Source organism: Rhodoferax sp. AJA081-3, from assembly GCF_017798165.1.
GTDB lineage: Bacteria > Pseudomonadota > Gammaproteobacteria > Burkholderiales > Burkholderiaceae_C > Allorhodoferax.
In genome coordinates, this window is sequence record NZ_CP059068.1 from 1,406,201 (window position 1) to 1,421,791 (window position 15,591).

Below are 15,591 nucleotides of genomic sequence, written 5' to 3' on the forward strand. Positions count from 1 at the left end.
GGTTCTGTCCCCAAAACGACTAGGAGTAAATCATGGGAAGAATCATCGGCATTGACTTGGGTACCACCAACAGCTGCGTCGCCATCATGGAAGGCAACACCGCCAAAGTGATTGAAAACGCAGAAGGTGCACGCACAACGCCATCCATCATTGCGTACCAGGAAGACGGCGAAGTGCTGGTGGGTGCATCTGCCAAGCGCCAGTCGGTGACCAACCCCAAGAACACGCTGTACGCCGTCAAACGCCTGATCGGCCGCAAATTCTCCGAAAAGGAAGTGCAAAAGGACATCGACCTGATGCCCTACAAGATTGCAGCTGCCGACAACGGCGACGCCTGGGTCGAAGTGCGCGGCAACCGCATGGCGCCCCAGCAAGTCAGTGCTGACATCTTGCGCAAGATGAAGAAGACCGCCGAAGACTACCTCGGCGAAGAAGTGACCGACGCCGTGATCACGGTGCCCGCCTACTTCAACGACGCACAACGCCAAGCCACCAAAGACGCCGGCCGTATCGCTGGCCTGGACGTCAAGCGCATCATCAACGAACCCACAGCAGCTGCGCTGGCATTCGGCCTGGACAAGAACGAAAAGGGCGACCGCAAGATCGCCGTATATGACTTGGGTGGCGGCACGTTTGACGTGTCCATCATCGAAATCGCCGATGTCGATGGCGAGAAGCAGTTCGAAGTGTTGTCCACCAATGGCGACACCTTCCTGGGCGGCGAAGACTTTGACCAGCGCATCATCGACTTCATCATTGCCGAGTTCAAGAAAGAACAGGGCGTGGACCTGGGCAAGGACGTGCTGGCCCTGCAACGCCTGAAGGAAGCAGCCGAAAAGGCCAAGATCGAACTGTCCAGCAGCGCGCAGACCGACATCAACCTGCCCTATGTGACGGCCGATGCCTCCGGCCCCAAGCACCTGAACATCAAGCTGACCCGCGCCAAGCTGGAAAGCCTGGTCGAAGAGCTGATCGAACGCACCATTGCGCCTTGCCGCACCGCCATCAAGGACGCTGGCGTCAAAGTCTCTGACATCCATGACGTGATCCTGGTCGGCGGTATGACCCGCATGCCCAAGGTGCAAGAGAAGGTCAAGGAACTGTTCGGCAAGGAACCCCGCAAGGACGTGAACCCCGATGAAGCCGTGGCCGTGGGCGCCGCCATCCAGGGCCAGGTGCTGGCCGGTGACCGCAAGGACGTGCTGCTGCTGGACGTGACACCACTCTCCCTGGGTATCGAGACCATGGGCGGTGTGATGACCAAGATGATCACCAAGAACACGACCATCCCGACCAAGTTTGCACAGACTTTCTCGACCGCCGAAGACAACCAGCCCGCTGTGACCATCAAGGTGTTCCAGGGCGAGCGCGAAATCGCGGTCGGCAACAAGATGCTGGGCGAGTTCAACCTGGAAGGCATTCCACCCGCAGCCCGTGGTACACCCCAGATCGAGGTGTCGTTTGACATCGACGCCAACGGTATCTTGCACGTGGGCGCCAAGGACAAGGGCACCGGCAAGGAAAGCAAGATCACGATCAAGGCCAACTCCGGCCTGTCGGAATCCGAAATCCAGCAGATGGTCAAGGACGCCGAGTTGAATGCTGCCGACGACAAGAAAAAAGTCGAACTGGTGCAAACCAAAAACCAGGCCGATTCCAGCATCCACAGCGTGAAGAAGAGCCTGACCGAGTACGGTGACAAGCTCGACGCTGCCGAGAAGGAAAAAATCGAAGCCGCCATCAAGGACCTGGAAGAAGCCATCAAGGGCGACGACAAGACCTCCATTGACGAAAAGAACACCGCACTGATGGCAGCCAGCCAGAAGCTGGGCGAGAAGATGTACGCCGACATGCAGGCCAAGCAGGCCGCAGAAGGTGGACAGCCAGAAGGCGGCGAACAGCCATCACAACAAGCCGCCGGTGGCGGTGGCGCATCGTCGGCACATGCCCACGATGACAACGTGGTGGACGCCGAAGTCAAGGAAGTCAAAAAGGGCTAAACCACACGCGTAAAGCGTGCTGATTTGGCGCGCCGCGCCCGAAAGATTCGTCAGGAATCATCGGCGCGGCGTTTTGCATCAAGTTTGCGCAACGATTCAAAGACCAACAACACTGTCTGGCAACCATGGCTACTAAAAGAGACTTTTACGAAATCCTGGGTGTTCCCAAAAACGCCTCTGAAGAAGACATCAAGAAGTCTTATCGCAAGCTTGCGATGAAACACCACCCGGACCGCAACCAGGGCGACTCCGGCAAGGTGGCGGAAGAGAAATTCAAGGAAGCCAAAGAAGCCTACGAAATGCTGTCGGACCCGCAGAAACGCGCGGCCTACGACCAGCATGGCCACGCCGGTGTGGACCCCAATATGCGCGGCCCGGGCGGTGAGGGTTACGGCGGTTTTGCCGAAGCCTTTGGTGATATTTTTGGCGATATGTTTGGCCAACAGCGTGGAGGCCGCCCCGGCGCGGGTGGACGCCAGGTCTACCGCGGTAGCGACCTCAGCTACGCCATGGAAGTCACGCTGGAAGAAGCGGCCCGCGGCAAGGATGCCCAGATCCGCATTCCCAGCTGGGATTCTTGCGAAGTGTGCAAGGGCAGCGGCGCCAAACCCGGCACCCAGGTCAAGACCTGCGGCACCTGCACCGGCACCGGTTCGGTGCAGATGCGCCAGGGCTTTTTCAGCGTGCAGCAAACCTGTCCTACCTGCCGTGGCACGGGCAAGGTTATCCCTGAACCTTGCATGGCCTGCCAGGGGCAGGGCAAAGTTAAAAAGCAAAAGACGCTGGAAGTCAAAATCCCTGCAGGTATCGACGGCGGCATGCGCATCCGCAGCACCGGTAATGGCGAACCCGGAACCAATGGCGGGCCGCCCGGCGACCTGTACATCGAGATCCGTCTCAAGAAACACGACATCTTTGAGCGCGACGGTGATGACCTGCATTGCTCGGTGCCCATCAGCATGGCAACAGCCGCGCTGGGCGGTGAAATAGATGTGCCCACGCTGGCCGGAAAGGCCGCCATTGATATTCCCGAAGGTACCCAGACCGGCAAGCAGTTCCGCCTGCGCGGCAAGGGCATCAAGGGTGTGCGCGCAAGTTACCCCGGTGATTTGTACTGCCACATCGCGGTCGAAACTCCGGTCAAACTCAGCGAACACCAGCGCCGTTTGCTGCGCGAACTGGATGAGTCCCTGAAGAAGGGCGGTAACAAACACTCACCATCCGGTGACAGCTGGACCGACCGCTTGAAGAGTTTCTTCAGTTGATGCACATCAAGCTTTGCGCTTAGGCACTGGCCAAAACCATGCCGCCCAGTCTATAAATGACTCGGCGGCATTTTTATTGCCGAAACAGCAGTCTGCGCAAACTTGGGGGTCTGGGAATGGGTGTCAACATCACGTTTTTGGGTGGAGCCAACACGGTCACCGGTTCTAAGTACTTGGTGCAACACGGTGGGCACAGTCTGCTGATCGATTGTGGTCTCTTCCAGGGCTACAAACAGCTGCGCCTGCGCAACCGCACGCCACTGCCCATTGCGCCCGATGGCATTGATGCGGTGGTGTTGACCCATGCCCACCTGGACCACAGCGGCTACCTGCCGCTCTTGGTGAAGGAAGGTTTTGGAGGCAAGGTCTACGCCACGAAAGGCACGCAGGCTTTGTGCAAAATTTTGCTGCCCGACAGCGGCCACATCCAGGAAGAAGACGCCGCCTTTGCCAACCGCCACGGATTTTCCAAACACAGCCCTGCCCTGCCGCTGTACACACGCCAGGACGCCTTGGACTGCCTGCCCCTGATCAAGGCGGTAGACATGGGGAAAACCTTCCAGCCCATACCTGGCTGGCGCATCACGTTCAGCCCCGCAGGACATATTCTGGGCGCAGCCAGTGTGTTGCTGGAGGTCGCTGGCAAACGCATTCTGTTCTCCGGCGACCTGGGTCGACCCGATGACTCCATCATGTACCCGCCTGCCGCTGCGCCAGCAGCCGACACGGTGTTGATCGAATCCACCTACGGCGACCGCAGCCACCCCGTGGAAAACCTGACGGCCGAACTGGGTGAAGCCCTTCACACGCTCGCGTCGCGTGGTGGTGTGGCGGTTATTCCGGTGTTTGCGGTGGGGCGTGCGCAGGCGGTGCTGCATGCTATCGCACAGCTCAAAATCAGAGGAAAAGTGCCCAAGGCCCTGCCGGTGTTTCTGGACAGCCCCATGGCAGTGCACACCACCCACCTGTTCGAAAACCACATTGGTGAACACCGACTCAGCCCCCACGATGCCCACGCCCTTACCCGCGGTGCAACCATGGTCAACAGCACGGACGAGTCCCGGGCGCTGGCGTCACGCCACGGCCCCATGGTCATACTGTCGGCCAGCGGCATGGCAACGGGTGGCCGTGTGCTGCACCACCTGGAACACCATTTGGGCAACCACCGCAACATGGTCATTCTCACCGGCTACCAGGCACCCGGCACGCGGGGCGCAACGCTGGCCAGCGGGGCCAAAAGTGTACGCATACACGGCCGAGATATCGATGTGCATGCGGAAGTTGTGCAACTGCAGTCGGCCTCGGCCCATGCCGACGCCGGTCAACTACTGCAGTGGTTGCGCAGCATGCCCAACCGACCGGACCAGGTTTATGTGGTGCATGGGGACCTGTCCGCGTCCGATGCTTTGCGCGCGCGCATTGAACACGAACTGGGGTGGCGGGCCCTGGTGCCCGAACACGGCGCGTGCTGGCCGTGTTGAGTTATCTCACCAGTTGTCGGAGCGAACCTGGGCTTCCCACTGCGCCGCACGGGCAGCAGAGACCCCAATAACGCCGTAACGCTGCTCACCCGTCTCGTCCCAACGCATGGAGCCCGTCACTGGCGCATAACCGTCGATTTTGCGCAAGGCCTGGACGATGTCCGCGGGCTTGGCCGATTCGGTACGGCGGATCGCCGCTGCCAGAACGTGCATTGCGTCATAGGTGTAGTGGCCCGCATAGGCGGGCGCAACCTTGTAGGCCGCGAGATACTTTTCCAGGAAGGCCTTGCCGGTGGGGAACTCGCGCGCCTCCAGAATCGGTGAGGTTGCGTAGAGGCCGTTGACAATACCGGCGCCCTTGAGCATGTCAGTCGTCTTGATGGTGTCACCACCCAGCATATTGACATTGGTGTAGCTGATCTTCTTCAGTGCTTCCAGCAGAGCCAGATTTTGAAAGTCGCTCAGCGTGGTGACGATCACCTCCACACCGGCAGCTTTGATCTTGCCTGCAAGCTCATCAAATTCCCGTGTCTTGTCGTCAAAGGATTGCTTCAGCGTGATGTCTTTCTTGGCAGCAACCAGTTCCTTGATGGCACCCGCCGCCAGGTCTTTGCCATACGGCGTGCTGTCGTCCACTACCGCGTATTTGGTAGCCTGGAACTTTGACCCCGAGAAGCTACCTATCGCTTTGGCCTGCAGGGTGTCGTTGGCCACCAAACGGAAGGTTGTTGGCAAGCCCAACTGGGTGAACTTGGGGTTGGTCGAAATCGCCATTTGGGCGATATTCTTCTCGGCATAAATCGGTGCGGCGGCAATGCTCACGCCCGAATTGAGGTGTCCAATAACGGCCACTACCCCGGAATCCACCAATTGGCGGGCCACCTCTTTGCCGGTATCCGCACTGGCACGGTCGTCCATGGCGACCACTTCCAGCGTCACCAGCTTGCCTTTGACGCGGAACCCTTCTTTGTTGAGCTCTGCCACCGCCAGATTCACGCCGTTGAGCAAATCCTGGCCCAGGGCCGCCAAATTGCCGCTCAATGGCTGGGCAACACCGATCTTGATGGTCGATGGGGGGCTATCGCAGCCCTGCAGCATAAGGCTGGAGCCAACAACAGCCAGCGCAATGGCGCGCAGCGCGTGGCGACGGGGAGAGTGTGGTGTTCGCATGGTGTGCTCAGTAAATTAAGAAAACGGCCGTGGGAAAATGGGTTCGGTCACTGTATGCAGCTACGCATCAAATGACGCGAGGGTTTTACCTTGGTCAGCGCAAGATTGCAGAGGTATTAGTGCGCCTTATAGGCTAGCACATGGAAATACATACAAAACAAGAATGTAACCCCCTAACGATAACTGCTTCCAACAGTGCAAAGCAAAAAAGACGCCAGCTTTTACAATACACCCATGCAGAACCCAAGATTTCTCACCGCCGCCTTCTACAAATTTGTTGAATTGGCCGATTTTGAAGACCGCAAAGAGCCTCTGCTGGCATTTTGCGAACAGCACCATGTCAAAGGCACCATTCTCCTGGCCCGCGAAGGCATCAACAGTACCATAGCCGGCGCACCGGACGATGTGCGTGCCGTTCTGGCGTATCTGCGCAGTGATCCGCTGCTGGCCGACCTGCAACACAAGGAGTCGTATGCCGAGACAGCACCCTTCTACCGCATGAAGGTGCGCCTGAAACGCGAGATCGTCACCATGGGCGTGCCCGGCACGGACCCCCGGCACATCGTGGGCACCTATGTCAAACCCGAAGACTGGAACGCACTGATTGCCGACCCCGATGTGGTGGTGGTGGACACGCGCAACGACTACGAGGTGGCCATCGGCACCTTCAAGGGCGCGATTGACCCAAACATCCGCACCTTCTCCGAGCTACCGGCCTGGGCTGAGAACGCCGAGGCATTGCGTCCCAACGCCGATGGCAAGAAGCCCAAGGTGGCGATGTTCTGCACCGGCGGCATACGCTGCGAAAAGTCCACCGCGTACATGAAGGCCCAGGGTTATGACGAGGTTTACCACCTAGAGGGCGGCATCCTCAAATACCTGGAGACCGTCCCCCCCGAAGAAAGCATGTGGGATGGCACCTGCTTTGTGTTTGACGAACGGGTGTCGGTGGACCACGGCCTGACGCCGGGCACCCACAAGCTGTGCCGAGGCTGCCGCATGCCGCTGGAAGACGGTGCGATGGAGTCGCCCCTGTTTGAACTGGGGGTCAGCTGCCCCCGCTGCCATGCCAGCACCAGCGAGGTACAAAGAAACCGCGCCCGTGAACGGCAACGCCAGTGGGAGTTGTCCAAGGCCAGGGGCCAAGTCCATATTGGTAACACCATGCCGGTCAAGACGGGTACCGAGTCGCACGCCGAGCCGTAATGGCCCAGTCCGCACCAGCCAACGCGCCCTATCCTGTTCTGTATTCGTTCAGGCGCTGCCCCTACGCCATGCGTGCGCGGCTGGCGCTGGTTGCCAGCGGCACGGTCTGTGTATTGCGCGAAGTGGTCCTGGCCGCCAAACCGGCCGCCTTGTTGCAAGCCTCGCCCAAGGGGACGGTACCCGTGTTGGTGCTGCCGGATGGCACGGTGCTGGAGCAAAGCCTAGGCATCATGCTGTGGGCCCTGCGCCGCAAGGACGTGCAACATTGGCTGCCCACCCATCCGCAGGAAATGGACGCTGTGCTCCAGCTCATCGCCGCATGCGACGGTGATTTCAAACACAACCTGGACCGCTACAAGTACCCCAACCGGTATGCCCTGCCCGATGGTGCGGGTCACCGTGATGTGGGGGCGCAGTTTCTGCTGATGCTCAACGGACGACTAAGCATCCAACGCCACCTGATGGGCGAACACTTTGGGTTGGCCGATGCCGCGATTGCCCCCTTTGTACGCCAGTTTGCCCATACCGATCCGGCATGGTTTGCCAACCAGCCCTGGCAAGCCCTGCAGCAATGGCTGCAGAACTTTGAAGCGTCCCCCCACTTTGCCACAGTGATGGAAAAGTACACCGCGTGGACCGAAGACCAGGCCGTGGTGCTGTTTCCACCTCTTTGATACTATAGTTTTGATAGCTATACAGTCATATTTTACGGGGGCTAGAGGCACATTTTGCTTTGATCCATGTGGTGAAACGGTGTTTTTTTAGCACCCCACAACCAACCCAGCCCCCCTTCGCCAAGGCCCTGCGTTGGATCGGTTACTATTCAGCCATGAACACATTTGCACTAGTGCTACTACTAATCCCCTCCGGGCGGAGACGGTAGCGCACGCGTATAGCGCAAGTCACACGGCCCGTAGCTACCAGCAACGGGCCGTTTTTCATTGGGTTGCTGGTTCTTGTTTTTACTCAGGAGACCCCAGCATGTTGCAAGATCCCAGCCGCAAGTACCCCGCCTTCCAGCCTATTGGCTTGACCGACCGCACCTGGCCCAACGCCGTGCTGGCGCAAGCCCCCATCTGGCTCAGCACCGACCTGCGCGATGGCAACCAGGCACTGATCGAGCCCATGGACATGTCGCGCAAGCTGCGCATGTTTGCCCACTTGCTGGAGATTGGGTTCAAGGAAATTGAGGTCGGCTTCCCTGCCGCCTCACAAATCGAATTCGATTTTGTGCGCCACCTGATCACACACAACCTGATTCCTGACGACGTGACCATCCAGGTCATGACCCCCGCCAAGGACGCTTTGATCCGCCGCACCATGGAAGCCGTGGTGGGCGCCCGGCGCGCCATCGTCCACGTGTACAACGCCACATCACCCGTGATGCGCAAGGTTGTGCTGGGCATGGACGAGGACCAGATTGTGGAGCTGGCGACCAGCCATGCCAAACTGATCCAGGACCTGGCACGCGAGCAACCCGGCACCCACTGGACGTTCCAGTATTCGCCCGAGCATTTCTCGGGCACCGAACTGGCATTCTCCAAACGTGTCATCGACGCCGTCACCGCCATCTGGCAGCCTACGCCCGACCACCCCTGCATCATCAACCTGCCAACCACAGTCGAGCATTCTTCGCCCAATGTGTTTGCCGACATGATCGAGTGGATGCACCGCAATCTCGCACGACGCGACAGCGTGGTGCTGTCGGTGCACCCGCACAACGACCGCGGCACCGGTGTGGCTGCGGCCGAACTGGCGATGATGGCCGGCGCCCAACGTGTGGAAGGCTGTTTGTTTGGCAATGGTGAACGCACAGGCAATGTGGACATCGTGACCATCGCACTCAACCTCTACACCCAGGGCGTGTCCCCCCAACTGGACTTCTCGCAGATCGACGAAGTTCGCCGCATGGTGGAGCACTGCAACCAGTTGCCGGTGCACCCACGCCACCCCTATGTGGGCGAGCTGGTCTACACCTCGTTCTCGGGCACCCACCAGGACGCGATCAAAAAGGCGTTTGCCTTGCGCGCCGGTGCGGCGCCGGACGATGCCTGGGCCATTCCCTACCTGCCGGTGGACCCGATGGACTTGGGACGCAGCTACGAGGCCGTGATCCGTGTGAACAGCCAGTCGGGCAAGGGCGGCATTTCGTACTTGTTGGAAACCGAATACGGACTGGAATTGCCACGCCGCCTGCAGATCGAATTCAGCCAGGTGGTGCAAGCCGTCATGGATACCGAGGGCAAGGAATTGAGCGCGCAGGATTTGTGGGAGCTGTTCCAGCGCGAATACGGCACGACACATATCACCAATCCGGTGGTCGAACAAACCGCGTCCGGCGATGGCGTGGCGCTGACGGCGCTGTTGGGTGGACAGCCGATACACGGAATGGGTGCGGGACCTATCGAGGCTTTTGTCAACGCGGTCAATGCGGACTCCGGCACCAAGGTCCGCGTGCTGGACTACCACGAACACGCTCTGGGGGCCGGCGCCAACGCACGGGCTGTTGCCTACCTGGAGCTGCGCATCAATGAACAACACACCGTGTTTGGCGTGGGTATGGACGCCAATATCGTGTCCGCGTCGCTGAAAGCGATTGTGAGTGGCCTGCAGCGGGGTCAAACGCGTGGAATGGCCGGTGCTGCGCAGGCGGATCTGGCTGCAGCCAGTTGACGCTTCTGCGCGTGCTGCACCTGCACTGAAAGAGAAAACCGGTCGGCTCAGTTCACACTATCGGCCCAGGCCAGTGCTTCCAGGTGGGCCATGTTGACCTGGTGAACGGAGTAGCCCAGGTGCGCAAAGGCCTGGGCAAAAGCCTGTTCGTCGTCGGACTCGCAGGCCACCACCAGATTCAACATGTCGCCAAACTTGCCGCTGCGGTGCAGCAGCGCATCGCTCACCGCGGGGTCTAGCGCCAGTCGTTCCAGCACGGTGGCCATGGGTGTGCCCAGCATGCGGTCCAATTGAGACAACAGGCCCACCAGAAATGCCGAGCCGGCCTCGTCTGCCGTCATATTGTGTTGGGCCAACAACTCCATCATGCGCCCGCGCACCACGGCAGACGCGCCCAGCAGGCTGGTGGTGCTCTGGCTTGCCGATGTCATCAACATGGCAGACCAGCGCGCCAGTTTTTGGTAACCCATCAGCTGCACCACCTGGCGCAATGACGTCACCGTTTGTTTGAGCCCCATGGCCGCCGAATTGATGATGCGCAGCAGGCTCAGGCCCAAAGCCGCATCCTTCTTCAGGACCAGCTCAACCGCATCGAGCGGCGCTTCCTTGCGTACCAGGTTAAAAAGCTCCAGCGCCGTCAGTTCACCTGGGGTCAACACCCGGGGTTGCAGCACCTCGGGCACCGAAAACCAGAAGCCCTGGAAACGGTCCACCCCTTGGGCTTTGAAGGCTTCAAATTGCGCGGCAGTTTCGATCTTTTCTGCCACCACAATGGCACCGGTGCGAGCCCTGATAGCAGCAATCAGTGCCGGCAAATTGGGCTCAGTTGCCGGAGACAACTCGATCTTCACAAAATCAGCCAGTTCCTGCCAGGGCTTGTAGACGGGCGCCACCACACTGTGGCGAAACGACAAACGGAAACCCCGTGCCCGCAAGCCCTCCAGCACAATGGCCGACTCTGCAATCTGCTCCGGCACATGCCCTGGAATCATGGGCACTTCGATGACCGTTTTGGCAGGGTCTATGAAATCCCAGTGAGAGCCACCCAACGCCTGGTGCACCGTGTTGATGAACAGATCGCAGTGGGAGATGGAAAAAGGCGCCCCACTCTCTACCAGGGCATGCAGGGCAAAGGACACATCGCTGGACAAGGAGTGCGACGTGGTTGACTGGGATCGGTTGAACAACTCATACGCCACCACCGTGCGATGCGCATCGACTATGGGTTGGCGGGCAATGGACAACTGGTCCATGGATCAACCCAGGATGCGCACCAACCCATAGATGGCCAGCGCTCCCGATACCACCATACATCCGTTTTTAGCCGTGCGGCCCCCCACCAAAAGGCCGATGAGATTGCTGGCGAGGATGGCGCCCAGGATGTAGCTAGTTTTCATACCCCGATGGTAAAGCAAGCCTGCACCGGACCCGCGGCCCGGAATGGTTGAAAATAGGCAACCATTACCGACCGGACACCCCCTTGAAGCACCACATCGAAACCAGCCTGCGCGAAGCCCAGACATCACTGGACGCCCTTCTGGCCAACCCCAACGCCCTGGCCACCATCGAACAGGCCGCGGCCACCTTGATTGCAGTCTTCACCGCCAAGGGCCGCGTCTACGCCTGTGGCAACGGCGGCTCCATGTGTGACGCCATGCACTTTGCCGAAGAGCTGACTGGCCGTTACCGCAAGGACCGCGCAGCGCTGCCCGCCACCGCCATCAGCGACGCCGGGCACCTGACCTGTGTGGGCAACGACCTGGGTTACGACCAGGTTTTCTCGCGCTACATCGAAGCCCATGGCCGACCCGGCGATTGCCTGGTGGCCCTGAGCACCAGCGGCACCAGCAAAAACATTGTGCGGGCTGCGCAGGCGGCGCAAGCACAAGGCATGCAGGTCATTGTGCTCAGTGGCCGCGCCAGTGCAGCGCTGGAGGCCTTGAGCACGGTCTATGTGTGTACACCCGGTGGCAGTTTTGCCGACCGCGTGCAAGAGCTGCACATCAAGGTCTTGCACATTCTGATCGAGTTGGTAGAGCGCCACTTTTACCCCGAGAACTACCAGGAGTAAGCCTGTGATGGACCTTGAGACACTTCTGAAAGCCGCCTGGAACGACCACGCCGACGACCCGCAAGCGGTGGCCGATCGGCTGGTCGCCAACGGCCACCAGGTTGCAACGTCCGCACAGGTCGCACCCTTTGTGCGTCTCTTGGTCCATGTGTATGGCGAACACCTGGGGCAATGGCAACGGGGTGCAGATGCCATCAACACGCTGCGCCAGCAACTGGCGTTTGCACCCGATGAGACCGCCACTGCCGCGCTGCAAAAAGCGGTTGCAACCCTGCGTTATGCCGGTGGTGACGCGGCGGCCCTGGATGGCCTTGACGGACCGCAACGTGTGTCGGCACTGGCCACCGCGGCATCGGCCTTGTTGGGCCGCCAAGCGTCGACCCTTGCCATTGTTGCGTTTACCGAGGCACTGCGGATTGCAGAACGGGGTTTGCCAGCGGGTTCCCCCACCCTGCGCGATCTGGCAGTGACCAGCAACAACCTGGCGGCGACATGGGGGGAAAAACCCCACCGCCAGCCCAACGAAACCACCGCCATGCTGCTGGCGGCCCATGCCGCATTGAAATACTGGAAGCTGGCCGGCACGTGGCTGGAAGAAGAACGCGCCGAGTACCGGCTGGCGCGCAGCCTGCTGCAGGCCGGGCAGGCCGATGCCGCAATGGACCCTGCACAGCGTTGTGTGGACGTGTGTATGCGCAATGGTGCACCGGCATTCGAGCTGTTTTTTGCGTATGCCGTGTTGGGCATGGCACAGCGCGCCGCGGGCCAGACGGACGCCTTTCACCGCAGCCATGCGGCGGCACTGGCGCAATGGCAACAGGTACCCGAGGAAGACCGTGCCTGGTGTCAGGACGACCTGGCCGCACTCGGCAGCCCCACGGCCATCTAGGCCTACCACCCACAAGCACGCTTCAGAACTTTATTTTTTTTACCCTTTGGAAAGACAGTCCATGCCGCACAGCGCCAAGTTCCCGCACGGGGTTATTCCCCGCGTTATCGCCACTGTATTGGCCGCCAGCGCAGCCGCCACGTGGGCGCAGTCGCCCCCTGCGGTACCCGCCCCACCGGCTTCTGCCGCTTCTGGCCGCTTCGCGGCCACTCCACCATCGGCGGCGGCGAGTGCACCACGCCCCGACGCCGCAGCGCCCAAACCGTTTGCAGAGGTCATCAAAGGCGCCAAGATCACACCCGGCTACTTCACGCTGTACCAGAAGGATGAAAAGGTGTGGATCGAAGTCAAGCCCGAGCAATTTGGCAGCGCGATGTACTTCCAGATCAACTCCACCCGGGGCCTGGGCCAAAGCAGGATTCATTCCAATTCGATGCTGCGTGGCCACCTGGTGGAGTTCCACAAGCTGGGCAATACCGTGCAGCTGATCGCCAAAAACCACAGCTTTACCGCCAAGGCCGGCACCCCGATTGCCACCGCCGTGCGGGAGAGTTTTACCGACAGCATCCTGGCCGTCACCACCGCAGCCAGCGCCCCGCACCCGGAGCGCAAGTCCATACTGATCGACGCCAATGCACTGCTGCTGGCAGACCTGCCGGGTATGTCCACCCAACTGGAAGCGACCTTTCGCATACCCTACGCTTACGACGCCCGCAACTCGGGCTTTGTCACAGTGCAGTCCACCGAAGACATGAGCACCTTCAACGTGACGGCCCACTATGCAGTGCCCAAGCTGCCGGTGCCACCGCTGGTGCCTTCTCCTGCCCCTACACCACCGCCCCCGTCCAACTTGCCGGACAACCGCAGCATGCTATTGGGGTTCTATTACTCCCTGTCCAAGCTGCCAGACACACCCATGGCCAGCCGCGCCGCAGACAGCCGCGTAGGCCACTTTGTGACCCGCCAATGGGATTTCACCGACGACATGAGGGCCTTCCCGCGCAAGTACCTGGTGAACCGCTGGCGCATGGAGAAAAAGGACCCGGCCGCGCCCCTGTCCGAACCGGTACAACCCATCGTCTACTGGCTGGACAAAAACATCCCGCTGAAGTACCGCGCCAAGGTGGCCGAGGGTGTGCTGGAATGGAACAAGGCCTTCGAGAAAATTGGTTTTACCCATGCCATCCAGGTCCGGCAGCAGGCCGATGACGCCACGTTTGACAACAACGATACACGCCACGCCTCTGTGCGCTGGTATGTGGACACCAGCGACGGCGCACTGGCCAGCGGCCCCAGCCGAACCGATCCGCGCACCGGCGAAATTCTGGACGCCGACATCTCCTTCTCCGATGGCTGGACCCGCCTGCCACGCCGCCGCGCGGTGGAGCAGCTGCAAAGCGTGGCGCAAGGCAACAACCACAGCCACAGCCATGCGGGACAGCACTCGGCTGACGAGATTCTGCGTGGCCTGTCGCGCGGTGAGTTGCCCCAGCTGTGCGAGTATGAACACAACGCCATGCAGGAAGCCGGTTTTGCACTGGACCTGTTGGCCGCGCGTGGAGACATAGACCCCGACAGCCCGGAGGCAGAAGCCATTGTTCTGGAGCAGCTCAAGGACGTAGTGACACACGAGGTAGGCCACACGCTGGGCCTGACACACAATTTCCGCGCCTCCACCATCTACACGCTGGAGCAGTTGGAAAACAAGTCTTTCACAGCGGTGAATGGCCTCTCGGGCTCCGTGATGGAGTACAACGCCCTGAACATTGCGCCCCAAGGCAAAAAGCAGGGCCAATACGCCCAGAGCACCTTGGGCCCCTATGACTATTGGGCAATTGAATACGCCTACAAACCCCTGGATGCCGCCACCGAGTCCAAGGTACTGCAGGCCATTGCGGGCCGCTCCAATGAACCCTTGCTGGCTTTTGCCAACGACCTGGATGCCGGCTTGGGCAATGTCGAAGGCATGGACCCCGAGGTCACCCGCCGCGACCTGGGTGCTGACCCGCTGGCCTTTGCACAGCGCCGCATGCAGCTGTCGCAAGAACTGTGGACACGACTGCAGACCCGCAGGCTCAAGCCCGGCGAACAATACGATGTGCTGCTGCGCAACTTTGTCAGCGCCAACGCGCAGCTGGACCTGGCCGCCACCGTGGCCTCCAAATATGTGGGTGGTGTTGTGCATTTGCGCGACCATGCGGATACCGGACGCGTGCCGCTGAACCCCGTGCCAGCAGCCACACAGCGCAAGGCCCTGGGGCTGATCACCGATGGTCTGTTCCGCTCCAATAGTTTTGCCTTCAAGCCCGAGTTTGTGGCCCGCCTGGTCCCCAACCAGTTTGACCGTTGGTTTGCCGGCTTGGGTGGAAGCAGCCTGGCCGCTACGGTAAACCCCGACGCCAGTATCAGCGGCGCGGTGTTGGCCTTGCAGCGTGCCTCACTGGACCGCCTGTTGGCCGACAGCGTGGCGGCGCGTATTCTGGATGCACCCAGCAAAATGGCCCAGCCCCAAAAGGCACTGCAGTTGTCCGAGTTGTATGACACCTTGCAAAACGCCATCTGGAGCGAATTGCAAAGCGGCTCTGACATAGACGCCATGCGCCGCAATCTGCAGCGCGAGCACCTGCGCCGAGTGGTCAATGCCCTGATACGCCCCGCGGCCACCACACCGGCGGACGCCAAGAGCCTCATGCGTGCCAATGCGCAGCAGTTGCAGCAGCACATCCGAGCTGCACTGGGCAAACCCGCGACCAAGGTGACCCGTGCACATTTGTTGGAGAGCCTGGACCTGTTAACCGAAGCCCTGAAAGCACCGCTGCAACGCGCGGTGTAAGTG

Annotated in this window: 12 protein-coding genes; 9 read left to right on the top strand and 3 right to left on the bottom strand. The window is 60.4% G+C overall.

Annotated elements, in window-relative coordinates; translation table 11 throughout:
- Positions 1-32 precede the first annotated feature (32 nt).
- The 3 genes from dnaK to HZ993_RS06540 all read left to right on the top strand — a co-directional run bounded on the left by dnaK (position 33) and on the right by HZ993_RS06540 (position 4,746).
- On the top strand, positions 33-2,000 hold the full coding sequence (dnaK, locus tag HZ993_RS06530) for a molecular chaperone DnaK (RefSeq protein ID WP_209396440.1): 1,968 nt from the start codon (positions 33-35) through the stop codon (positions 1,998-2,000).
- Positions 2,001-2,125: 125 nt separating this feature from the next.
- Positions 2,126-3,265 (top strand): molecular chaperone DnaJ, encoded by a 1,140-nt coding sequence (gene dnaJ / locus HZ993_RS06535; protein WP_209396441.1) that lies wholly within the window; start codon positions 2,126-2,128, stop codon positions 3,263-3,265.
- Between the two features lie 116 nt (positions 3,266-3,381).
- Positions 3,382-4,746 carry an MBL fold metallo-hydrolase RNA specificity domain-containing protein gene (locus HZ993_RS06540; RefSeq protein WP_209396442.1) on the top strand — a complete coding sequence of 455 codons (1,365 nt, stop codon included), beginning with the start codon at positions 3,382-3,384 and terminating at the stop codon, positions 4,744-4,746.
- 6 nt (positions 4,747-4,752) lie between these two features.
- On the opposite strand, the gene HZ993_RS06545 is transcribed toward HZ993_RS06540, so the two are convergent.
- Entirely contained in the window at positions 4,753-5,916 is a 1,164-nt protein-coding gene (locus HZ993_RS06545) for a branched-chain amino acid ABC transporter substrate-binding protein (protein ID WP_209396443.1), read from the bottom strand.
- A 234-nt stretch (positions 5,917-6,150) separates the two neighbouring features.
- On the opposite strand from HZ993_RS06545, the gene HZ993_RS06550 reads away from it, so the two are divergent.
- From HZ993_RS06550 to leuA, 3 genes are all read left to right on the top strand, one after another.
- Positions 6,151-7,122 carry a rhodanese-related sulfurtransferase gene (locus HZ993_RS06550; RefSeq protein ID WP_209396444.1) on the top strand — a complete coding sequence of 324 codons (972 nt, stop codon included), beginning with the start codon at positions 6,151-6,153 and terminating at the stop codon, positions 7,120-7,122.
- Positions 7,122-7,796 carry a glutathione S-transferase gene (locus tag HZ993_RS06555; protein WP_209396445.1) on the top strand — a complete coding sequence of 225 codons (675 nt, stop codon included), beginning with the start codon at positions 7,122-7,124 and terminating at the stop codon, positions 7,794-7,796. Before HZ993_RS06550 ends, HZ993_RS06555 begins: the two co-directional genes overlap by 1 nt.
- Positions 7,797-8,103: 307 nt before the next feature.
- Positions 8,104-9,795 (top strand): 2-isopropylmalate synthase, encoded by a 1,692-nt coding sequence (leuA, locus tag HZ993_RS06560; protein WP_209396446.1) that lies wholly within the window; start codon positions 8,104-8,106, stop codon positions 9,793-9,795.
- 47 nt (positions 9,796-9,842) lie between these two features.
- On the opposite strand, the gene HZ993_RS06565 is transcribed toward leuA, so the two are convergent.
- Positions 9,843-11,048 carry an EAL and HDOD domain-containing protein gene (locus HZ993_RS06565; RefSeq protein ID WP_209396447.1) on the bottom strand — a complete coding sequence of 402 codons (1,206 nt, stop codon included), beginning with the start codon at positions 11,046-11,048 and terminating at the stop codon, positions 9,843-9,845.
- A gap of 3 nt (positions 11,049-11,051) precedes the next feature.
- Positions 11,052-11,192, bottom strand: coding sequence for a hypothetical protein (locus HZ993_RS06570; RefSeq protein ID WP_209396448.1), 141 nt, complete (start codon positions 11,190-11,192; stop codon positions 11,052-11,054).
- Positions 11,193-11,275: 83 nt separating this feature from the next.
- Here HZ993_RS06570 and HZ993_RS06575 point away from each other — a divergent pair, with 83 nt between their 5' ends.
- The 3 genes from HZ993_RS06575 (at position 11,276) to HZ993_RS06585 (ending at position 15,588) form a co-directional block, all read left to right on the top strand.
- Positions 11,276-11,866 (top strand): SIS domain-containing protein, encoded by a 591-nt coding sequence (locus tag HZ993_RS06575; protein WP_209396449.1) that lies wholly within the window; start codon positions 11,276-11,278, stop codon positions 11,864-11,866.
- Between the two features lie 7 nt (positions 11,867-11,873).
- Positions 11,874-12,755: a hypothetical protein gene (locus HZ993_RS06580; protein WP_209396450.1), complete on the top strand. Its 882-nt coding sequence runs from the start codon at positions 11,874-11,876 to the stop codon at positions 12,753-12,755.
- A gap of 61 nt (positions 12,756-12,816) precedes the next feature.
- Entirely contained in the window at positions 12,817-15,588 is a 2,772-nt protein-coding gene (locus HZ993_RS06585; RefSeq protein WP_209396451.1) for a zinc-dependent metalloprotease, read from the top strand.
- Positions 15,589-15,591: the final 3 nt, after the last annotated feature.

What these genes read in the sequence shown, in the direction of transcription:
- dnaK (WP_209396440.1), top strand. Translation starts at nt 33, where the DNA reads ATGGGAAGAATCATCGGCATTGACTTGGGTACCACCAACAGCTGCGTC.
- dnaJ (WP_209396441.1), top strand. Translation starts at nt 2,126, where the DNA reads ATGGCTACTAAAAGAGACTTTTACGAAATCCTGGGTGTTCCCAAAAAC.
- HZ993_RS06540 (WP_209396442.1), top strand. Translation starts at nt 3,382, where the DNA reads ATGGGTGTCAACATCACGTTTTTGGGTGGAGCCAACACGGTCACCGGT.
- HZ993_RS06545 (WP_209396443.1), bottom strand. Translation starts at nt 5,916, where the DNA reads ATGCGAACACCACACTCTCCCCGTCGCCACGCGCTGCGCGCCATTGCG.
- HZ993_RS06550 (WP_209396444.1), top strand. Translation starts at nt 6,151, where the DNA reads ATGCAGAACCCAAGATTTCTCACCGCCGCCTTCTACAAATTTGTTGAA.
- HZ993_RS06555 (WP_209396445.1), top strand. Translation starts at nt 7,122, where the DNA reads ATGGCCCAGTCCGCACCAGCCAACGCGCCCTATCCTGTTCTGTATTCG.
- leuA (WP_209396446.1), top strand. Translation starts at nt 8,104, where the DNA reads ATGTTGCAAGATCCCAGCCGCAAGTACCCCGCCTTCCAGCCTATTGGC.
- HZ993_RS06565 (WP_209396447.1), bottom strand. Translation starts at nt 11,048, where the DNA reads ATGGACCAGTTGTCCATTGCCCGCCAACCCATAGTCGATGCGCATCGC.
- HZ993_RS06570 (WP_209396448.1), bottom strand. Translation starts at nt 11,192, where the DNA reads ATGAAAACTAGCTACATCCTGGGCGCCATCCTCGCCAGCAATCTCATC.
- HZ993_RS06580 (WP_209396450.1), top strand. Translation starts at nt 11,874, where the DNA reads ATGGACCTTGAGACACTTCTGAAAGCCGCCTGGAACGACCACGCCGAC.
- HZ993_RS06585 (WP_209396451.1), top strand. Translation starts at nt 12,817, where the DNA reads ATGCCGCACAGCGCCAAGTTCCCGCACGGGGTTATTCCCCGCGTTATC.